At 58.9% G+C, this 21904-nt stretch carries 16 protein-coding genes; 5 read left to right on the forward strand and 11 right to left on the reverse strand.

Annotated elements, in window-relative coordinates; translation table 11 throughout:
• The first annotated feature begins 81 nt into the window (after positions 1-81).
• Positions 82-3870: a hypothetical protein gene (locus tag ACK6BI_RS21620; RefSeq protein ID WP_409318645.1), complete on the forward strand. Its 3789-nt coding sequence runs from the start codon at positions 82-84 to the stop codon at positions 3868-3870.
• A 6-nt stretch (positions 3871-3876) separates the two neighbouring features.
• On the opposite strand, the gene ACK6BI_RS21625 is transcribed toward ACK6BI_RS21620, so the two are convergent.
• The 10 genes from ACK6BI_RS21625 to ACK6BI_RS21670 form a co-directional block, all read right to left on the reverse strand.
• Positions 3877-5832, reverse strand: coding sequence for an acetoacetate--CoA ligase (locus ACK6BI_RS21625; protein WP_409318646.1), 1956 nt, complete (start codon positions 5830-5832; stop codon positions 3877-3879).
• 63 nt (positions 5833-5895) lie between these two features.
• The gene (hbdH, locus tag ACK6BI_RS21630) at positions 5896-6669 is read right to left on the reverse strand and encodes a 3-hydroxybutyrate dehydrogenase (protein WP_409318647.1); all 774 of its coding nucleotides are present in this window, start codon (positions 6667-6669) and stop codon (positions 5896-5898) included.
• Positions 6670-6676: 7 nt separating this feature from the next.
• Positions 6677-8068 (reverse strand): GntP family permease, encoded by a 1392-nt coding sequence (locus ACK6BI_RS21635; RefSeq protein ID WP_409318648.1) that lies wholly within the window; start codon positions 8066-8068, stop codon positions 6677-6679.
• A 275-nt stretch (positions 8069-8343) separates the two neighbouring features.
• The gene (locus ACK6BI_RS21640; RefSeq protein ID WP_409318649.1) at positions 8344-9759 is read right to left on the reverse strand and encodes a sigma-54 interaction domain-containing protein; all 1416 of its coding nucleotides are present in this window, start codon (positions 9757-9759) and stop codon (positions 8344-8346) included.
• 40 nt (positions 9760-9799) lie between these two features.
• Positions 9800-11374, reverse strand: coding sequence for an ABC transporter ATP-binding protein (locus ACK6BI_RS21645; protein ID WP_409318650.1), 1575 nt, complete (start codon positions 11372-11374; stop codon positions 9800-9802).
• A gap of 13 nt (positions 11375-11387) precedes the next feature.
• The gene (locus ACK6BI_RS21650) at positions 11388-12410 is read right to left on the reverse strand and encodes an ABC transporter permease (protein ID WP_409318651.1); all 1023 of its coding nucleotides are present in this window, start codon (positions 12408-12410) and stop codon (positions 11388-11390) included.
• Positions 12410-13471 (reverse strand): microcin C ABC transporter permease YejB, encoded by a 1062-nt coding sequence (locus ACK6BI_RS21655; protein ID WP_409318652.1) that lies wholly within the window; start codon positions 13469-13471, stop codon positions 12410-12412. Before ACK6BI_RS21655 ends, ACK6BI_RS21650 begins: the two co-directional genes overlap by 1 nt.
• The gene (locus tag ACK6BI_RS21660) at positions 13471-15339 is read right to left on the reverse strand and encodes an extracellular solute-binding protein (protein ID WP_409318653.1); all 1869 of its coding nucleotides are present in this window, start codon (positions 15337-15339) and stop codon (positions 13471-13473) included. The genes ACK6BI_RS21655 and ACK6BI_RS21660 overlap by 1 nt, the downstream gene beginning before the upstream one ends.
• A 134-nt stretch (positions 15340-15473) precedes the next feature.
• A complete protein-coding gene (locus tag ACK6BI_RS21665) occupies positions 15474-15755 on the reverse strand; it encodes a peptidylprolyl isomerase (protein ID WP_017339136.1) in 282 nt (93 codons plus the stop codon).
• 90 nt (positions 15756-15845) lie between these two features.
• Positions 15846-16712 (reverse strand): esterase/lipase family protein, encoded by an 867-nt coding sequence (locus ACK6BI_RS21670; protein ID WP_409318654.1) that lies wholly within the window; start codon positions 16710-16712, stop codon positions 15846-15848.
• Positions 16713-17202: 490 nt separating this feature from the next.
• On the opposite strand from ACK6BI_RS21670, the gene ACK6BI_RS21675 reads away from it, so the two are divergent.
• Entirely contained in the window at positions 17203-18159 is a 957-nt protein-coding gene (locus ACK6BI_RS21675) for a hypothetical protein (RefSeq protein ID WP_409318655.1), read from the forward strand.
• A 47-nt stretch (positions 18160-18206) separates the two neighbouring features.
• Here the strand turns inward: ACK6BI_RS21675 and ACK6BI_RS21680 are convergent, their stop codons facing one another.
• The gene (locus tag ACK6BI_RS21680) at positions 18207-19283 is read right to left on the reverse strand and encodes a 3-deoxy-7-phosphoheptulonate synthase (protein ID WP_409318656.1); all 1077 of its coding nucleotides are present in this window, start codon (positions 19281-19283) and stop codon (positions 18207-18209) included.
• 662 nt (positions 19284-19945) lie between these two features.
• On the opposite strand from ACK6BI_RS21680, the gene ACK6BI_RS21685 reads away from it, so the two are divergent.
• From ACK6BI_RS21685 to uvrC, 3 genes are all read left to right on the forward strand, one after another.
• Positions 19946-20395 (forward strand): GNAT family N-acetyltransferase, encoded by a 450-nt coding sequence (locus tag ACK6BI_RS21685; RefSeq protein ID WP_409318657.1) that lies wholly within the window; start codon positions 19946-19948, stop codon positions 20393-20395.
• Positions 20396-20522: 127 nt separating this feature from the next.
• Positions 20523-21164 (forward strand): UvrY/SirA/GacA family response regulator transcription factor, encoded by a 642-nt coding sequence (gene uvrY / locus ACK6BI_RS21690; protein WP_409318658.1) that lies wholly within the window; start codon positions 20523-20525, stop codon positions 21162-21164.
• Positions 21165-21166: 2 nt separating this feature from the next.
• The coding region (uvrC, locus tag ACK6BI_RS21695; RefSeq protein ID WP_409318659.1) for an excinuclease ABC subunit UvrC at positions 21167-21904 on the forward strand (738 nt) is incomplete at its 3' end.

Raw genomic sequence — 21904 nt, forward strand, 5'->3', positions numbered from 1 at the left:
CAGACCTGCTGGATTACCGAAGTTCGGGCGTTTAAGTTGCGCGTGTCCTGAATTGGCAGGCTGATTTAATCAAGGTGCTTTATGAGTGTAGTGTTGGCAGGGAAGTTTAATAAATATGCCGTTGATCAAAATGATCGGCAGCACGAGTTTGATCTGAAAGAGCGTGAGCTGATCATGATTGAACTCAAGCGGTTGCTTCAGGCACCACCGGCGGAGGCACCGATCGTATGGTGGGACTATCAGATCGAGTTGCAGGAAGGCTCGTCTCTCCACAAGATCCACCGACCTGGACAGAAGCTGCTGTCGAAGCTGATGGACACGGTGGCCATGAGAAGCGCGTTGACCCAAAACGCTATTGAACAGGACGCGCTCATTTGTGTCGGTGCGGACGGCAAGCTTGAAGTCTGGAGTGATATCGGTTGGCTGGATTTCGTGCAACGTGGCTATTTCAGACACTTCACCCAAGGACGGGAAGTGCTGCCGGTTATTGTCGACATTGCCAGAATCTCAGGCGGCTATGTATGGCTGGATGACGCGATTGCCGTGGACCAATGGCTGCGTTTTCATGATTTCGATGTACCGAAAACCGTTGATCAGGTCAAAAATCTGTTGGCCTTTTTCGAATTTGAATTTCCGATGGTGGACGATCTCGGGAATTACTGGGGACAGATCGTCAACGATGATCCTGCGTTATTCGTGTTGTCTTCGGATCAACGGAAAACCATTAAAAATATCACGCGTGAACTGATAGGGGATGATGAACGATTACTCGATAGTCTTTTTCGCAAGACACGTTCAGATATCGCACTACATGACAATGCGGCTGCCGTTATCAAAAAGCTGCTCAGTCATCCGATTTCCCGAAAGTACGCAGAAAAGTATGTAGAGCTACAAGGCTGGTTCGGAGCGGAACGCGGTCAGATCATGGCACCACAGCAACTTGAGCAATCACTTCTTACTGTGATTTTGCTGGATATCAATCCTTTGATCGGGAAGGTTCAGGGACGAAAGTCTGTCGGGAGTTACGAGGTATACGCCAGAGAGTACCTGGGCAGGCCGCCTGCCATCGCGCTCGAAGGTTTGCGTGCGCACATGGTCAGTAACCGCTGGGCGTCCCACGACACGGCGCCCCTGGCGATTCACCTGGTATTGGCAGCAGTCGCTCCCGAGTTTCTGGTCAGGCAGGTGCCAGGTAATGTGCTGATCGGTTCGCTGGAGTGGGTCAACTTCTGCCGCGCCGTCGCGCTGGTCGAGGCCGTCGTTCAGGGTGCGGCGCGTGTGATGACCTATGAGCAAATCATGAGTTTCGCGCAGTTGGAGCCTGTCAGTCAGGCGTTGGCGGATTTGCACACTGTAGCCCTGATCGATCCGATCGTGGACTGGGCTTTGATGAACGGCATCGTGGACCCTGATGAGTTGCGCAATGCCGAGCAGGCGAGCACACAGAAAGCCCTGCAGGCTTACCAGCGGTTTGTGGAGGATTTCGCGCAGGTCAGCCGTGCGTATGCCAAGCCGTTGCCTGATCGAAAAAACATCGCCCTCGGCGCGCTGCGGCAGACGGCACCGGACTGTGATTTCCTCGAGTCGCCGTTATTGGTGCAGCGCCCGGGCCTTTATGCTTCGCCTGCTGTGATGTCGATGGTCGATTTGCACATTTCCGGCGATCTGCTTAAGCAAGAGTGGGATTTTCGCGGGGTTTTTCCCGACAGTACTGCTCCGGATCTTCTGTCCGGAATCAGTGGATACCGCCGACCGGTTCTTCACGATCCTGCCGTCATGAGCATTTACAGCCGTTATCCAGAGATGCTGAAAATGCCGGCAAACAATGTTGAGTTTCACCGTCAGCTGCATGTTTATCTCGGCGAAATGAACAGGGCGCTCGCGACTACCCTTAAATGGTCGTTGGCCAGGCTTTCCTCCTTTGAACTGCAAGGGATCCTGAACGGTGAGATCACGTTTTTCACCCTTCGAAAGTCGGCCATCATTACTCGCACCACGCCGATCGGAGGGCCTCTGGTCCGCGAGGAACCGGTGGAGAGTCAAGAGGGCAAGGACGCGGCAACGGGGCGTTTCGGTATCGTAATGTGTGTTTTGTACCGAGGGCGGACCAGTTGCTATGAGGTGTTCACGCTGCGCGGCGAGATCCATCGCAATGATGAACTCGGAAAACTGATCGTCAACACCGGCAAGCTCGATTCGGCGGCACGGGTGGACTTCAGTGGTGACAGGAGGGCCCATGTACCTTCCACACCTGAAGAACGCCTGCCGATCAATCTCCAATGCTACGTCGAAGGGGTCGCGAATGACTTCAGGGTCACCAGTAGTCTGGCGATCATCGACAAGCTGGCAACGCTGGCCCGACCCTTGTCGGAATCCAGCCCGCTGCGAAGCGAATATCGCAATTACGCGGCGCCGCAACTGGCTCGTATTGCCCAGTTGATTGTGTCCCATCACCCGCTGATGACTTTCGAACAGCTCGAGGCGGCTGCGACCCGGCCTACGACACTGGAATTGGAGCGGGAGAAGGGAGAACGGGTGGCCACCTACATCGTCGACCTGGCGGTACCGTTCAAAAAGTGCGTTCAGGATCTGACCTCCGGTGAACACAACCAGGTGGTTGACGGTATCTATGGTTGCGCGATGGATGCCATTGCACTCGTGGGAACGTTTGCCGGCGCGGGTACCAAAGTGGTGTCCATCGTGACAAGGGCGAGCCGCACATCCTCGGCGCTCGCCAGCCTGGCCAGACTCATCGTCGGCACGGGTGTTTCCATTTTCAATCCGCTGGACGACGTTCCGTCGATAGTGCGAGGGACGGGAAAACTGGTTTACAGGGGCGGGCTGCGTCTGAGCCGCGAAGCTCAGCAAGTCCTTGCAGTGGCGAAGGCGCAGTTGGGGCATCTGAAGGGCGTACCTGCACGACGTCTCGGCAGCCCCTCGAACGTTGTTCAGGGCACGTGGCGTCCACATCCGGGAAGCACCGATACGCTGACCGTACTGGCGGCACGCGAGGATTTTCACTGGTATGCCCTTGACCGCACCGGCAAAGCCTGGGGGCCGAAGCTGAGCAATTTCGGCTTCGATTCACCGTTCATCGCGGCTCGATTTGATAAGACGCTACCGCTCAGTTATAGCCGGTATGTGCTGCAGCACAGCCTGTCCCGAGTGAAAACGAAGGTGGAAACCGCGATCAATGCCTTGAGCGGTCATGACTTCACCCAGGAACGGAATTTCATCATCAAGATGTTTCTGGGGGACGACTCGCAGGACGCACGTGATCGGGTATTGAAGTACCTGAAGCTGATCAAGACCGATTTCGATGGGTTTTCGCTGAGCAATTTCATCCTCGATGCCTACAAGGACGTCGGCCACATTGCGGCCTTCAATCGGGAGATCTACCAGCAATGGATCGCGTCGGGTGCAGAACAGCGAAGCAATCTTGCCTTTATCGAAATCCACATCCGAGGACTCAACCGGCACTTCATCCGGCATGGTTACAACCACGACGTCGTAGCGGATGACTTGATCCATGAGATGCTCCATGGCGCCGCGCGCACAGACGACGTCTGCTATGCCATCGACAAGGCGGGTGACGGCGCCACCGCTCAGGTGCTTGACGTGGCGCCGCTGCTGAATCTGGCCATCGGGCGGCAAGCGGTCATGCCGGAGCAAGCGTCAAGCCGGTTTCACGAGGCAACGAAGACCTTCGAAAACGCCGATTCCCTGGCCGTCGCCACTTCGCTGCTGAGCCAACTGCTGACCGACAAAACCGGCCATGACAGCAATGCGGCCACATTGGCGGCTGTCGCGAATCAGATCGACAAGGCGATCGACGGTCCGGTGTTGATCACCCTGAACAAGACTGCATAAGACCGTTCAACTCGCCAGTTCCGGCCGGTCCCGAAATTGTTCCAGCGCTTCGGGATTGGCCAGAGCGTCGGTGTTCTTGACCGGCTCGCCATGCACCACATTGCGCACCGCCAGTTCCACGACCTTGCCGCTGATGGTGCGCGGAATGTCCGTGACCTGGACAATCCTGGCCGGCACATGTCGCGGCGTGGTGTTGGCCCGGATGATCTGGCGGATCCGCTGTTGCAGAGCGTCATCCAGCGTTACGCCTTCCTTGAGGCGCACGAACAGCACCACTCGCACGTCATCCTGCCAACGCTGGCCGACGGCGACACAGTCCAGCACTTGCGGGATTTTTTCGACCTGACGGTAAATCTCCGCCGTACCGATGCGCACGCCGCCAGGATTGAGCACGGCATCGGAGCGGCCGTGGATCAGCATGCCGCCGTGGGGCAGTTCTTCGGCGTAGTCACCCTGGGCCCAGACGCCGGGGAACTGGCTGAAATAGGATCTTCGCAGTTTCTCGCCATCGGGATCGTTCCAGAGTCCGATGGGCATCGCCGGGAATGGCAGGGTACACACCAGTTCGCCCTTTTCGCCAATCACGGGGTGCCCGGCGTCATTCCACACCTGCACCGCCATGGCCAGACTCTTGCCCATGATTTCACCCCGGCGTACCGCCGACATCGGGTTGCCGTTGACGAAACAGGACACGATGTCGGTGCCGCCGGACATCGAGGACAGGCAGACATCCGGTTTGAAGTCGCGATAGACAAAGTCGTAACTCTGCGGCGACAACGCAGAACCGGTGCAGAGCAAGGTCTTCAGGTGGCTCAAATCATGACGTTCACGAGGTTTGATGCCGCTGCTTTCCAGGGTCGCGAGGAATTTCGGGCTGGTGCCGAACACGCTGACCTGCTCGTCATCGAGCAGCTCCAGCAGACGCAGGTTATCCGGATAAAACGGTGAACCGTCATACAGCACCACCGCGCTGCCGACGGCCAGCGCCGAGACCAGCCAGTTCCACATCATCCAGCCGCAGGTGGTGTAGTAGAACAGCCGATCACCGGGGCCCAGATCGACATGCAAGCCATGCTCCTTGATGTGTTGCAGCAACACGCCGCCGGTGCTGTGAACGATGCACTTCGGCACGCCGGTGGTGCCGCTGGAATACAGCACGTACAGCGGATGGTCGAACGGCACCGGGACGAATTGCGGCTCGTCGCCCGGTTCATAGAAGTCGTCCCACAGCGTGACGTTGGCGGGTGTCCGGTAATCCGTGGCATGGGCGTGAGGTCGCGCATAAGGCACGATGATCAACTGCTGCAAGGTTGGCAGCTGTTCGAGGATTTCATTGACCTTGACGGTCTGATCGATCTCCTTGCCGGCATATCGGTAGCCGGCGCAGGTGATGAGTACTTTCGGTTCGATCTGGCCGAAACGGTCGATCACGCCATGGGTGCCAAAGTCAGGCGAAGAGCAGGACCAGATCGCGCCGAGGCTGGTGGTCGCCAGCATTGCTACCAGCGTTTGCCAGGTGTTGGGCATACAGGCTGCCACTCGATCGCCAAGTACGACGCCGGCCGCTTGCAGGCTGGCCTGGAACCCGGCGACTTGCCGGGCCAGTTCGGCCCAGGTCAATAATTCACGCTGGCCGTTTTCCCCAATGGCGATCACGGCGATGGCATCGTCTCGTCGGCTCAGCAGGTGTTCAGCAAAGTTCAACGTAGCGCCGGGAAACCACTCGGCACCGGGCATCTTCAAGCCTTCGCGCAAGACCGCGTCAGGCTGAGTGTGAAAACCGATACCGAAGAAATCCACGATCGCCTGCCAGAATGCTTCGCGCTGATCGATGGACCATTGGTGCAGGGCAGGGTAGTCATCGAGGTGTACGTGGTGGCGCTGAATGATGAAGCGCCGAAAGCCGTCCATGCGGGACCGGGCAATGCGTTTGGCATCGGGCTGCCAGAGGATGTCGGACATGGTTTGCCTCTTATTGTTTGTCAGAAGGCTCCCACCACAAAGCGGGAGCGATCAGTTGCAAGCTTACTGTGCGAGCCATCCACCATCGATATTCCATGCGGCACCGCGCACCTGACTGCCGGCCTCGCTGCACAGGAACAACACCAGTTCACCGAGGTGCGCAGGCGTGACGAACTCCAGCGATGGCTGTTTCTCGGCCAGCAGATCGTGCTGCGCCTGCTGCGGGTCGACTCCCTTGGCGGCACGATCGTCGATCTGCTTCTGCACCAGCGGCGTCAGCACCCAGCCCGGGCAAATGGCGTTGCAGGTGATGTTGCTGGCGGCGGTTTCCAGGCCGACCACTTTGGTCAGCCCGATCACGCCATGCTTGGCTGCCACATACGCCGCCTTGCCGGTGGAGCCGACCAGACCGTGCACCGAGGCAATGTTGACGATCCGCCCCCAGCCTTTGGCGCGCATGCCCGGCAGGCTCAGGCGGGTGCTGTGAAACACTGACGACAGGTTGATGGCGATGATCGAGTCCCAGCGCTCCACCGGAAACTCTTCAACCGCCGCGACGTGCTGGATGCCGGCGTTATTGACCAGAATGTCCACGCCACCGAACTCGCGCTCGGCGTAGGCGATCATGTCGGCGATCTGCGCCGGGTCGCTGACGTCTGCCGGGTGATGGCCGACCTTGCCGCCCAACTGCTCGACTTCGGCAATCACCTTCGAGGCATCGCCAAAACCGTTGAGGATCAGGTTGGCGCCGGCCCTGGCCAGCGTGAGCGCAATGCCCAGTCCGATGCCGCTGGTGGACCCGGTGACCAGTGCGGTCTTGCCAGTAAGAGTCGTCATGAATACCTCACACAATGCCAGTGGCGTAGAAAGTGCCGATGACCACGAAAACCGCCAGGGTCTTGATCAGCGTAATACAGAAAATGTCCTTGTAGGCCTCTCGGTGGGTCAGGCCCGTCACGGCCAGCAAGGTGATCACCGCGCCGTTGTGCGGCAGAGTGTCCATGCCCCCGCTGGCCATGGCGGCCACCCGGTGCAGTACTTCCAGCGGAATGCTGGCGGCGTGGGCGGCGCTGATGAACTGTTCGGACATCGCCGCCAGAGCGATGCTCATGCCGCCCGAAGCAGAACCGGTGATGCCGGCCAGCAGCGTGACCGTAATTGCTTCATTGACCAGCGGATTCGGGATGCCCTTGAGCCAGTCGGCCAGCACCAGAAAACCCGGCAACGAGGCGATGACCGCGCCGAAACCGTATTCCGAGGCGGTGTTCATCGCTGCCAGCAATGCACCGCTGACTGCGCTTTTACTGCCTTCGGCGAGTTTGCTTTTTATCGCTTTGAAACCGAATGTCAGCACCATCAGGATGCCCACCAGCAAAGCCGCTTGCACCGCCCAGATGGCCGTGAGTTTGGCGATTTCGGTGGTGATCGGCGCGGCCATGCCCGGTAGCGCGAGGCTGTGGGTCTTGCCGTACCACTGCGGAATCCACTGGGTGAACAGCAGGTTCATGATGCCCACCGCCAGCAGCGGCGACAGGGCAATCCACGGGTTGGGCAGTTTCAGGTCTTCGGCGGTTTCCGGTTCGTTGCGCAGTTCGGTGCCGTAGCCTTCGCCGGCGTGCCGGGCCTTGTTGCGCTGACGCTGGAGGAACAGCATGCCGGCGCAGAACACGAAAACAGTGCCGATCACACCCAGCCACGGCGCTGCCCACGCGGTGGTGTTGAAGAAGGTGCTGGGGATGATGTTCTGGATCTGCGGCGTGCCGGGCAAAGCGTCCATGGTGAACGAGAACGCGCCGAGAGCGATGGTCGCCGGGATCAGGCGCTTGGGGATGTCGCTTTGACGGAACATCTCGGCCGCGAACGGATACACCGCGAACACCACCACGAACAGCGATACGCCGCCGTAAGTGAGCAAGGCGCAGACCAGCACGATCACCAGCATCGCCTGGCGGGTACCGAGCAAGCGAATGGCCGCCGCGACAATCGAACGCGAAAAACCGGACAGCTCGATCAGCTTGCCGAACACGGCACCGAGCAGGAAAACGGGAAAGTAGAGTTTGATGAAGCCGACCATCTTCTCCATGAACACCCCGGTGAAGGCCGGGGCAACGGCGGACGGGTCGGTGAGCAGTACGGCGCCGAGGGCCGCAATCGGGGCAAAAAGGATAACGCTGTAGCCACGGTAGGCTGCGAGCATCAGCAGCGCGAGGGCTGCCAAGGCGATGATCACACTCATGGTGTGCTCCTTCGATTGTTATTTTTGTGGGTGGAACGGGTGCAGGACGGGGCTTTAGCGAGAACTGTGCCAGATGGTTAAGTTGTTGAAATATAAGAAATTAATGTTGGACCAAGGATTGAGCGGAAGAAATTTGTCTCGTTTTGGAGAATCTGTGTGGTTGATCGGGCGCCTTCGCGGGCAAGCCCGCTCCCACAGTTGAGCGTATACCCCTGTGGGAGCGGGCTTGCCCGCGAAGCTTTTGATTTTTTCCCTTTTTGGAGATTTGTGTCTCTTTATTGAGACTCCACAATTCCCAGCGCAATCATCTTCTTGTACAACGTCGAACGCCCAAGCCCCAATTTCTCAGCCGCTTCAATAACCTTGCCCCCGCATTGCGCGAGGGTCGATTGAATCAGCTGCCGGTCAAAACGCTCCCGCGCCTGGCTGAAGGTCTCGTGGGTTACAGGTTCTGGCAGGGGCGTCAGTGCGCGCTCGACGGGGGTGAACGTCCCGATTGCGGAACGAATGTCGTTCGCCGTGAGTATCAGGTCATCACTGAGCAGCGCCGCTCGTTCAAGCACATTGCGCAACTCACGGATATTCCCCGGCCAGGCATGCTGACCCAGAAGCTCCAGCGCTTCGCGGTTCAACTCGTGCTGACTGCGCAGCTCCTCCAGAATCGCCTCACTGAGTGCCGGCAGATCGTCCAGGCGCTCACGCAGCGGCGGCACCTGAATCGGCAGTACGTTGAGCCGGTAGTACAAGTCGGCGCGAAATTCGCCACGCTTGATCGCTGCTTCCAGATCCGTCGAGGTCGCGGCAATCACTCGCACGTCGCTCTGGATCACGACGTTGGAGCCTACGGGTTCGAATTCCTTTTCCTGCAATACCCGAAGCAATTTGCTTTGCAGCGGCAGCGGCATGTCGCCGATTTCGTCGAGAAACAGCGTCCCGCCCTGGGCAATCTCCAACTTGCCGGTGCGCCCCTTGCGGTCGGCGCCGGTGAAAGCGCCCGGCGCGGTACCGAAGAACTCTGCTTCGAGCAATGCTTCGGGAATCGCCGCACTGTTGATGCTGACGAACGCCTTGTGCGCCCGGGGCGAAGCGCCGTGAATCGCCTGGGCGAGCAATTCCTTGCCGCTGCCGGTCTCGCCCAGCAACAGAACCGGCGACTCGGCACTGGCACTGCGACGGGCCCGGCGTTTGACTTCCAGACTGGCCGCGCTGGTGCCGATGAAATGGGCGAAGTTGTATTTGGTTTGTCTTGCACGCAACAGTGAACGTGTCGAGGCCAGTTCTTCCTGCATGCTCAGGTAGCGCTTGAGCATCGGCGACAGCGTGCGCAACTCGTCGAACAGGGCGAAACCGATGGCGCCGATCACCGCGCCGGCATCGTCATGAATCGGCAGGCGCATCACCACCAGTGGCTCTTTCGGCGTGTCCTGCATGTCCAGCAGAATCGGTCGTCCGGTACGCACCACCTCACGCAGCAGGCTGCCGGGAATCACGCTTTCACAAGGCTTGCCGATGGCGCCTGCGGCGGAGTCGAGCCCGAAGCGTCGGGCGTAGCGCTCGTTCATCCAGACGATGTTCGCATCGCGATCGACAATCACCGTGCCTTCACTGGATTGCTCGATGATCTCGAACAACGAACGGATCGCCAGCGTGCGAACCCGTTGGTAATCCTTGAGGCTTTCGGTGGTGTTCATGGTGGCGTCCATTGGCGGAGGTCAGGTCGCGCGATTATGCCTATCCCGGATGCGCCGCCGCCAACAGCTCTTTGGTATAGGGGTGCTTCGGCGAGTCGAACACGTCATGGCTGGCGCCGCATTCGACCACTTTGCCGTCCTTGATCACGATCATGTCGTGGGCCAACGCGCGCACCACCGCCAGGTCGTGGCTGATGAACAGATAGGTCAGGCCATGTTTTTCCTGAAGCTGGCGGAGCAGGGCCACCACTTGTTTTTGTACGGTGCGGTCCAGCGCCGAAGTCGGCTCGTCGAGCAGAATCAGCGCTGGTTTCAATACCAGCGCCCGGGCAATGGCGATGCGCTGACGCTGGCCGCCGGAAAATTCGTGGGGGTAGCGATGACGGCTTTCGGGGTCGAGGCCCACTTCCTTGAGTACGCGGATTACCTGGTCGTCGCACTCGTCAGCCGTGGACTGACAATGCACCTCCAGCCCTTCGCTGATGATCTGTGCCACCGACATGCGCGGGCTGAGGCTGCCGAACGGGTCTTGAAACACCACCTGCATCTGCCGGCGCCATGGGCGCAGCTGTTTCTGGTTGAGGCCGTTGAGGGACTCGCCCTGAAAACGGATGCTGCCTTCGGAATCGAGCAGGCGCAGGATCGCCTGACCCAGCGTCGACTTGCCCGAACCGGACTCGCCGACGATGCCCAGGGTCTTGCCGCGCTGGATGTTCAGGCTGATGCCGTCCACCGCGCGCAGATACTGCTTGCGCTGAAACAGTCCGCCACCGACCACGAAATCGACCCGCAGGTCATCGACTTCCAGCACGTTTTCCCGTTCGTCCCGGGGCAGGGCTTCGCCTTCGGGTTCGGCATTGAGCAACACGCAGCTGTAAGGATGCTTTGGATGCGTGAACAAGGTTTCGCAAGGCGCCTGCTCGACGATTTCTCCGGCCTTCATCACGCACACCCGTTGGGCGATGCTGCGCACCAGATTGAGGTCATGGCTGATCAGCAGCAGCGACATGCCAAGGCGTTGTTGCAGGGACTTGAGCAGCAGCAGGATCTTGCGCTGCACGGTGACGTCGAGGGCCGTGGTTGGCTCATCGGCGATCAGCAGTTCCGGTTCGCAGGCCAGGGCCATGGCAATCATGACCCGCTGGCGCTGGCCGCCGGACAATTGGTGGGGGTAAGCCTTCAACCGGTCTTTCGGTTTCTGGATGCCCACCAGTTCGAGCAGTTCGAGAATACGTTTCTGCGCTTCTTTACCGCCCATGCCTCGGTGCAGCAGCAGGGTCTCACCGATCTGCTTTTCGATGGTGTGCAACGGATTGAGCGAGGTCATCGGCTCCTGGAAGATCATGGCGATGCGGTTGCCCCGCAGGTCGCGCAAGGTCTTGGGGTCGGCACCGACCAGTTCCTGACTTCGATAGCGGATGCTGCCCGTGGTTTGGGCTTCGCTCTCCGGGAGCAGTTGCAGGATCGAGTGGGCTGTCACCGATTTGCCCGAGCCCGATTCGCCAACCAGCGCCAGACACTCGCCGGGGCGGATGTCCAGACAGAGGTTGCGCACCACGGGCTGGCCATGGAAGGCGACGCAGAGGTCACGGATTTCGATCAGGTTGTCAGTCATTTCAAGGATCCGTTCATGAGCGTGGGTCAAAGGCATCGCGCAGCGCTTCGCCGATGAACACCAACAAGGAAAGAATCAGCGCGAGGGTGAAAAACGCGGTCAACCCGAGCCACGGTGCCTGCAGGTTTTGTTTGCCCTGACTGATCAGTTCGCCCAGCGAGGCGCTTCCGGCGGGCATGCCGAAACCCAGAAAGTCCAGCGCAGTCAGGGTGGAAATGGCCCCGGTCAGAATGAACGGCAGATAACTCAACGTCGCATTCATTGCGTTGGGCAGGATGTGCCGGAAGATCACCTTGCGGTCGGTCAGGCCAAGGGCCCGGGCAGCCTTGACGTACTCCAGGTTGCGCCCCCGCAGAAACTCGGCACGCACCACGTCCACCAGTGCCAGCCAGGAAAACAGCGCCATGATTCCCAGCAGCCACCAGAAGTTCGGCTCGACAAATCCCGACAGAATGATCAGCAGGTACAGCACCGGCAGCCCCGACCAGACTTCGAGCAGGCGCTGGCCCATCAAGTCGACCCAGCCACCGTAGTAGCCTTGCAGGGCGCCGGCCGCAATGCCGATCAGGGCACTGACGAATGTCAGCATCAGTGCGAACAGGATCGAGATACGGGCACCGAAAATCACCCGCGCGAGGACGTCCCGCGCCTGATCGTCGGTGCCCAGCCAATTGACCGTGGTCGGCGGGCTTGGCGCTGGCTTGTTGAGTTCGTAGTTCGGTGTGTCGTCACTGAACGGTATCGGCGGGAACAACAGCCAGCCACCATCCTTGCGGATCAGGTTCTGCACATAGTCGCTGCGGTAATCGGCCTGAAATGGCAATTGGCCGCCGAACGCCTGCTCGGTGTAACGCTTGAACACCGGGAAATACCATTGGCCCTGATAGCTGACCACCAGTGGCTTGTCGTTGGCGATCAGCTCGCCACCGAGACTGATCACGAACAGACCGATGAACAACCACAGTGACCACCAGCCCCGGCGGTTTTTCTTGAATCGCTCGAAACGGCGACGGCCCAACGGCGAGAGCTTGAACATCAGGCGTTCCTCGCGGCGAAGTCGATGCGCGGATCAACGAGCGTGTAGCACAGGTCGCCGATCAGTTTTATCAAGAGGCCGAACAGGGTGAAGATGAAGAGCGAGCCGAAGACCACCGGATAGTCACGAGAAACCGCCGCCTCGTAACTCATGCGTCCGAGACCGTCGAGGGAAAAGATCACTTCGATCAGCAACGAGCCCGCAAAAAACACGCTGATGAAGGCCTGGGGAATACCTGACACCACCAACAGCATCGCGTTGCGAAACACATGGCCGTAAAGCACCCGGCGCTCACTCAACCCCTTGGCCCGGGCGGTGACCACGTACTGACGGGTGATTTCGTTGAGAAACGAGTTCTTGGTGAGGATGGTCAGGGTCGCGAAGCCGCCGATCACCAGCGCTGTGACCGGTAGAACAAGGTGCCAGAAATAGTCGGCAATCTTGCCCAGGGTCGACAGCGATTCGAAGTTGTCGGACACAAGCCCGCGCACCGGAAACCAGTTCAGCGACGTACCGCCGGCGAACACCACGATCAGGAACATCGCGAACAGGAACGCCGGCATCGCGTAACCAATCACGATCGCCGTACTGCTCCAGATATCGAAATGACTGCCGTGGTGCACGGCTTTTCGGATGCCCAGCGGGATCGACACCAGGTAGGTAATCAGCGTCGCCCATAACCCCAGGGAGATGGTCACCGGCATTTTCTGCAGGATCAGGTCGGTGACCGTCGCGCCGCGGAAGAAGCTCTTGCCGAAATCCAGCTGTGCGTAGTTCTTGAGCATCAACCACAGGCGTTCGTGGGCCGGTTTGTCGAAGCCGTACTGTTTTTCGATGTCCTTGATCAATTGCGGGTCGAGGCCTCGACTGGCACGGGAGGTGCTGCCCGTGGTCTCGCTTGCACCGCCACCGACACTGGCGCCGCCGATCCCTTGCAGATGGGCGATGGCCTGTTCCACCGGTCCACCCGGTGCGGCCTGGATGATCACGAAGTTGACCAGCAGAATGATCACCAGCGTCGGGATGATCAGCAGCAGACGCCGCAGTATGTAAGCCCACATCAGTGTGGCCCTCCGGGTCTGCCACGGCTGATTTTCTCGGCCGTCATCTGTTGGTTGGTCAGCGGCGTGCTGCTGATTTCCCACCAGCTCTCGATCGCTTCATCGTTGCTCGCCTGTACGGTCGGGATGCCGAACCGGTTCCACCACACGGTCGAGGTGCCGGGCGGGTAATAGTTGGGAATCCAGTAGTAGTTCCATTGCAGCACGCGATCCAGCGCGTGGGCATAGTGCAGCATGTCCGACTGGGTCGAGGCGCGGATCAGGCCGTTGATCAGGATGTCGACCGCCGGATTCTTCAGCACCATGTAGTTGTTGGCGCCCGGATCGTTGGCCGACGCCGAGCCGAAGTAATTGAGCAACTCACCGCCGGGGGAGGTGGTGACCGGGTAGCCGGTGACAATCATGTCGTAGTCGCGGCTCATCAGTCGGTTGACGTATTGCGAGGAGTCGATGCGGCGGATGTCGAGGTTGATGCCGATCTGTTTCAAGGTGCGCTTATAAGGGAGCAGCAACCGGTCCATGCCGTTCTGGCTGACCAGGAAGGTGAAGCTCAGCGGTTCGCCCTGGTCGTTGACCAAACGGTCGCCGTCCGGCTTCCAGCCAGCCTGTTCCAGCAGATCGAGTGCCTGAAGCTGCTTGTCACGGATCAATCCGCTGCCGTCGGTTTTCGGTGCTTCGAACACCTGAGTGAACACCTCGTCGGGGATCTGCCCGCGCAACGGTTCAAGAAGCTTCAGTTCGGCCGCATCCGGCAGCTCACGGGCGGCAAGGGCGGTGTTGGAAAAATAGCTCTGCTGGCGGATGTACATGTTGCGCATCATCTGCCGGTTGCTCCATTCGAAATCCCAGAGCATGGCGAGCGCCTGGCGCACACGGCGGTCCTGGAATACCGGCTTTTGCAGATTGAACACGAAGCCCTGGGCCGATTGCGGAGCTTCGGTGGCCAGGTGAGCCTTCTGCAGACGCCCGTCGCTCAGGGCCGGGCTGTCATAGCCGATGGAATAGCCGGTGGCAGAGAATTCGCGGTTGTAGTCATAGGCGCCGCCGCGCAATACCTGCCGGGCGACATCGGTGTCGCCGAAGTACTCGATGCTGAAATGGTCGAAATTGTAGAGCCCGCGGCTGACGGGCAAGTCCTTGCCCCACCAGTCGGGATTTCGTTCGAACGTAATGCTGCGCCCGGAGTCGACCTTGCCGACCCGGTACGGGCCGCTGCCCAGCGGTGGTTCATAGCCGCCACCACCGGCGAAATCGCGGGTTTTCCACCAGTGCTCAGGGAAGACCGGCAAGGTGGCGATGTCCAGCGGCAATGTGCGGTTTTCGTTGCTCTTGAAGTCGAAGCGTACGGTCAGCGGCCCTTCGACTTCAACGCCTTTGACGTCAGCGAACTGCGTGCGATACCGCAGGCTGCCCTGGGTCATCAGCAGATCGTAGGTGTAGCGCACGTCTTCGGCGGTGATCGGCTTGCCGTCAGCGAAGCGTGCCTTGGGGTTGATGAAGAAACGCAGGGACAACCCGTCTTCGGAGCGCTCCATTTTCTCCGCGACCAGTCCGTAGACGGTATACGGCTCATCCATCGAGCGTTGGGCCAGCGGGGAGTACAGCAGACCGTCGATCTGAGTGACGCCAATGCCTTTGTCGATATAAGGCAGGATATGGTCGAAATGACCGATCTCGATCGCCGAGCGACGCATCGTACCGCCCTTGGGCGCGCGGGGATTGGTGTAGTCGAAATGGCTGAAATTAGCCGGGTACTTCGCCGGCTCGCCATACACGGTCAAGGCATGTTGCGGTGCAGCGTTCACCCCGGCGGCGCCCATCAGCAGAGCCGCGGCGGTGAACATCAAGGTGGAGAAAGCCAGTCGCATTGTCAGCCTTAAAGCCGGGTAAACGATAAGCGCAATTTGTACTCGAGCGCCGCACCGTTCGCCAGCCAAATGGTGTGTCCGGAACAAAACGGCCCGCTATCCGGCGGGCCGTTACGCAACAGGGTGGGTGAAAATCAGTCCTGACGACTGGTGACTTCCAGCAGGTGATAACCGAACTGAGTCTTGACCGGGCCTTGCACGACATTGATCGGTGCACTGAACACGACGGTGTCGAACTCCTTGACCATCTGGCCCGGACCGAACGAGCCCAGATCGCCACCCTGGCGGCTGGAAGGGCAGGTGGAGTTGGCCTTGGCGATTTCAGCGAAATCCGCACCGGCCTCGATCTGGGCCTTGAGTTCGTTGCACTTGTCTTCGCTGGAAACCAGGATGTGGCGAGCAGTGGCTTTAGCCATGGGGAAAATCTCCAATCAAATCTGTAAAAGGTGGAGCCTACCGGATTCAGTGGCCGATTTCTTTGCAAAGTTCCGTCCGGATGCCGGCTTTCAGAGACCGGTTGCCTGTAAGCGCAAGGCGTGCTCGACATACAACTGGACCGAATCGACTGCTCCGGCATGCTTGCCCGCAGTTCGACCCAGGCTGCGCAAATGATCGAATGGATAGTCAGAGCGAATCACAGTGCCCAGATGAGAGCTGTAGCGCCCGACGAAACCATCGTTCTGCGAGGGCTCGGTCATGAAGTACTGCGAGAGGGTCCGACAGATGTCCTGCACCGGATCGGGTTTCTGCAGGTTGATCGACGGCACGATGCCACTCCAGGAATAGTAGCGCACCTCATTGACCTGCTCGGCGCCTTGGCCGCCCCAGCTTTGCGGCAAACCCTGCGGGTACTTGTCATTGAAGTCGCCGACGCCTTCGGTCGTCAGGGCATTCAATGCGGCCAATGCATGCTGCGGCAGGGCTGCGGTCCCACTGAGCAGGCACAGCCAGTCACAGAACACTGTGGCCACTTTCCGGGCGACGGTTTCCGGAAGTTTGCCGGGAATCAGTGCCTTGCGCAGGTAATCCGCGAGTTCCGAACCGTGGTTCGGCCCGCTGACCGATGTCACGGATGCGACCTTGTGTGGGGCAAGCGCTGCTGCGTAGCGAGCCGCGAGTGCACCTTGACTGTGCCCGATCAAGTTGACTTTTTTAGCGCCGGTGCCTCTGAGCACAGCATCGATCTGACAAAGCAGCTGTCCGCCTCGTACTTCGTTGTCGTGAATGGCTGACAAGTGCGGCACGAAAACCTGAACGCCCATGATCTTCAATGCTTGCCTGACGTCGTGGAACAGCTCAAAAGTGCCGATGCGCTCGAATCCGAACAATCCGTGCACCAGGAGGATGGGATAAAGGGTGGTGTTCCGTAGCATTTTTCATCCTTGATCGCAGAGGTTCATCGATAGTTGCCGGGTGCCACTCTAAAGCAGTATCGGGGATCCAGATGTATGACGCGTCTTCCTTGGGCGAAGGAAATCGGGGCGGTGTGCGCAGGAAATATCCTCGAAGTTTGAAATCCGGATCGGAATATTTGGACATCTTTTACCTTGCCCAATGTATTTGCTCGGTCATTGCCTACTTGATGTGATGCGATTGCTGCCGGTACGTCGGGTGGTTGGACGACATCATTTTTCTCTGCTGGCGGGTTGAATAGAGGTTCCTCGACGCAGCAAACCGGCTGCACGGCGTTTCCATGGAGTGGACCTACGAATGAACAGGCAGAACGTGTGTGAGGCGCAACACATAGAAGATGTAGCCATAACGATGATTGACTCACCGGGGCACACATGTCTCTTCGAACAACCGGACAGTTTGCCCCCGGTCATCCTCGAGCGGGTGGAAGGAGGTGTCCTGGACCCTTCGTTGAGCAAGGTTGTCGTCCGGATCGAACCCTATCCCGATATGGCATGTGGTGACAGAGTGATGTTGAGCTGGCATGGCCTGGATAGCGAGGGTTCGCCGTATCGCCAGGAATTTGCGCGATCGATCAGCGAGGCTCGGCTGGGGAGGGATATCGTGTTCGTCATCAGAAGTCCTCATGTCGCCGCGCTGGATGGCGGTTCGCTGGAGGTGTTCTGGACATTGCACGGCAAAAAGCAGCTTTTGCCCCGGAGCTCCGTCAGAATTCAGCTGAATGTCGGGGACGTTTTATACAGTTTGCTGCCGCCCACGGCTGACGATGCTGTTGGCGGACATCTGGATCCGTCACGTGTAAACGATGGCACCACGGTCACTCTCCAGCCATATGCCGGAATGTCGGTCGGTGATCGGGTGGAACTGATCTGGCAAGGGCCGGCAGAGCATGCCTGCTTGCGGGACAGGCTGGTCGTCGAATCCTTTGCGGTTGGAATGCCGCTGGTATTCGGTGTCGAACCTCAATTCATCGACCCGCACCTTGGCAATGAAGTGTTCGTTCGATATGTCATCGAGCAAAAAAGTGGCGCGGTACGCGAGTCGGGAACCCTGAGCCTCTTCGTTGCTCCGCTGGTACGGGCAGAGCCGCCTGCACCACAGGTGCTTGAGGCCCAGAACGGGGTGCTCGACGTACGCGACACCCTGGATGGCGTCAGCGTGCTGATCAGCAATGCGCAGATTGAAGCTGGCGAACTGGTTTATCTCAAGTGCGATGGTGAACACTACTTTCACCGCGATGAGCGTGAAATCACCAGCGTGATGAGAAATGAGCCGCTGGTCTTCATCATTCCCTATCGTTTCTGGCGTGAGCACGTCGATACGGATGTCCGATTGTCATATTCGGTCGAGCGGCTGGACGATGTCAGCCAGAAATCCGATGTGACACAGGTACGAGTGCAGGGGTGACCGAGCAGCCTTCCGGATGCAGTGCATTCCGGAAGGCTGGTTTCATTTCAGGTCAGGGAGACTTTGCGAAGACGCTCGGCAGAAGCGAGCAGCAGGCGCTCCGTGGCAGAGAAGCCCAGGCAGCCATCCGTTATCGAAACACCGTAGCGCAACGACTCGTTCAATGGCTGGCACCCTTCGAACAGATGCGACTCGATCATCATGCCAATCAATGAGCGATCTCCCTGAAGGCGCTGTTCCAGCACATCGTTGAACACCTCCGGTTGCCGCAATGGATCCTTGCCGCTGTTGGCATGGCTGCAGTCGACCATGATTCGACCCGGAATCTTCAAACGGTTGAGTTCTGCATGGATTCGGGCAACGCTGGCGGCGTCGTAGTTCGGTCCTCTATGACCTCCACGCAGAACCAGATGCGTGTCCGGATTGCCCGAAGTCGTGATGATTGCCGGATGCCCTTGGCTGTCTACCCCGAAATGACGATGGGGGTGAGCGGCGGAGCGCATGGCGTCGACGGCGATGGCGACGCCACCATCGGTGCCATTCTTGAAACCGACCGGCATGCCCAGTCCACTGGCCATCTCGCGATGGATCTGGGATTCGGTGGTCCGCGCACCGATGGCCACCCAACTGAGCAGGTCATCGAAGTAGCCGGCGGCCATGGGCTGCAGCAGTTCGGTGGCCACAGGCAGACCAAGGCGGATCATTTCCAGCATCAGTTCCCGGGACAGTGTCAGGCCGGCGGCCATGTCATCACTGCCATCAAGATGCGGATCGTAAGCCAGACCTTTCCAGCCAACGGTGGTGCGAGGCTTTTCGACGTAAGCGCGCATCACCAGCAGCATCTCGTCACGGACGTCATCGGACAGTCGAGCGAGTTTGCCGGCGTATTCCAGAGCGGACTGCGGGTCATGAATCGAGCAGGGACCGACGACGATCAGCAATCGCTGGTTTTCGCCGTTGAGGATGGCACGGATCGCCTGGCGATGATGGGCAACTTGCTGACTCAGGGCCATGTCGAGGGGCAGTTGCTGTTTGAGCTGCAGCGAGCTGGGCAGGCGCTGGGTCAACGCTTCGTTGGCCGGGTTCAGGGTAGACAGTGGCAGAGCAGTAACGGACGAATTCATAGGGTGTCTTCCTGGGCTGGTCGCGGGTCTTTCCCGCCGACTCGGCCCTATTGGGGTGTTCGACAGTTGGCCGGATTGGCTGCGTGTGTTGGCTTGCCACCTGTGGGTGACCGATCGGAGGCGGCAGGCTGTCCCGAGCGGAGGCTGCTAAATCGCCAGGCGGCAAAGGTGTCGTAGCGGTAATAAGTGGCGTAGTTCATGTCGTGATTCCTTAAAATGTCTGGTGTCGCTGTAAGTTCGGGGCCTGAAAAAACAAAACCCCCGGTCGGGAGGCCGACCGGGGGTTGAGATTTCTCTGGTGGGCGACCCGTCTGTATGGGCGCCGTGTGGGTATCAGGCGCGCCAGTGGCTAAACCAATACCCAAAATAAACACTGGCAGGAGCGCAAACGCTGTTCACGCGGGCAGCCGCAACCGAGCGCAAGGCGCGGGTGGCAGGCAGCTGTACGATGGCGTTGAACATTGTGCTTCTCCGATCAATGCGGCGAGCTTACTAGAGCCCGAGGCGCGTCGGCAATCAGAAAATACTATCGTATGTCAAAGTGCATACCTATGGCTTGAGGCTTTGGCAGGCTATGACACACTTTGGCTTGTTTCTGCATCAGAGCTGAGACGCGTTGATCCGGTTGGACGTAATAAGATCATTCATGAAAGAGGGGGAGTATGCAGGGACGTTTTCAATTGCGACCGGCAACGCCTGATGACCTGTCGTTTACGCGAGAAATCACTTGCCGGAACATGCTCCGCTATTACATCCACTACGATTTGTTGTGGCAGGACGAAGCATTCGACCTGGCCTGGGGCGGTCGCGACAACTGGTTGATCGAGTGCGAGGGTTCCGTGGTGGGTTATTTCAGTCTGAGTCGTGACGCGCGAGCGTTGTACATTCGCGAATTACAGGTCAGCAAGACTTTCCAGAGGCAGGGTGCAGGTTCCTGGGCAATCGATCAGATAGTGGCAATGGCATGCAAGGAGCGCCGACCGGCATTGCGTCTCACGGTATTCAAGAACAATCCGGCGCAGAACCTCTATCGTAGAAAGAGAATGATTGTGCAGGGTGAGGATGAATGTTTCCTGCGAATGCAGCTGGATTTCAGTACAGATGTGCTCTGAAACGCAGATCCGGCAAGCCTTCAATGATGGATTGAAACTTTTTAAATTTTGCTTGCCGCTAGGTCTGTCTGGCACTTTTTGCTAAGGTGTCCGGCATCCCAATAAGACCATATCGCGAGGTGTCTGCTTGATTAGGGTGCTAGTGGTCGATGACCATGATCTCGTTCGTACAGGCATTACACGTATGCTGGCCGATATCGATGGCCTGCAGGTGGTTGGCCAGGCCGAGTCCGGGGAAGAATCCCTCATCAAGGCCCGTGAGTTGAAGCCCGATGTGGTGCTGATGGACGTCAAGATGCCGGGTATTGGCGGCCTGGAAGCCACGCGCAAACTGCTGCGCAGCCACCCGGACATCAAGGTCGTCGCTGTGACCGTATGCGAGGAAGATCCGTTTCCGACGCGGCTGTTGCAGGCCGGCGCAGCGGGCTACCTGACCAAGGGCGCCGGACTGCCGGAAATGGTGCAGGCCATTCGCATGGTTTTTGCCGGTCAGCGCTACATCAGCCCGCAGATTGCCCAGCAACTGGCGATCAAGTCCTTCCAGCCTACCAATGATTCTCCGTTCGACGCCTTGTCCGAGCGGGAAATCCAGATTGCCCTGATGATTGTCGGCTGTCAGAAGGTACAGATCATTTCCGACAAGCTGTGTCTTTCGCCCAAGACCGTCAATACCTATCGTTATCGCATTTTCGAGAAGCTTTCGATCAGCAGTGATGTCGAATTGACGTTGCTTGCCGTGCGGCATGGCATGGTCGATGCCAGCGCCTGATCATGACTGAGACATTCGATTCCGGCGCGTTCCTGTCGACGGTCAGCGGGCGCCCTGGCGTTTACCGCATGTTCGACGCCGATGCGCGTCTGTTGTACGTCGGCAAGGCCAAGAATCTCAAGAAGCGTCTGGCCAGCTATTTTCGAAAAACCGGACTTGCGCCCAAGACCGCTGCGCTGGTGGCGCGAATCGCTCAGGTCGAAACCACCATTACGGCCAATGAGACCGAAGCGCTGCTGCTTGAACAGACGCTGATCAAGGAGTGGCGGCCTCCCTATAACATCCTGCTGCGTGACGATAAGTCTTACCCGTACGTGTTTCTGTCTGACGGACAATTCCCCAGATTGAGCATTCACCGTGGCGCGAAGAAGGCCAAAGGCAAGTATTTCGGACCTTACCCGAGTGCCGGGGCCATTCGCGAAAGCCTGGCTCTTCTGCAGAAGACGTTTTTCGTGCGCCAGTGCGAAGACAGTTATTACAAGAACCGGACGCGTCCCTGTCTGCAATACCAGATCAAACGCTGCAAGGCCCCATGTGTCGGGCTGGTCGAGCCACAAGTGTACGCCGAAGATGTTCGCCACTCGGTGATGTTCCTGGAGGGGCGCAGCCATGCGTTGACCAACGAGTTGTCGAGTGCGATGGAGGAGGCTGCGATCAACCTTGAGTTTGAACGCGCCGCCGAGTTGCGCGACCAGATCGCATTGCTGCGCAGGGTTCAGGACCAGCAGAGCATGGAAGGC

This window comes from Pseudomonas sp. KCJK9016 (assembly GCF_046231795.1).
In the GTDB taxonomy this organism is placed as follows: Bacteria; Pseudomonadota; Gammaproteobacteria; order Pseudomonadales; family Pseudomonadaceae; genus Aquipseudomonas; species Aquipseudomonas bananamidigenes.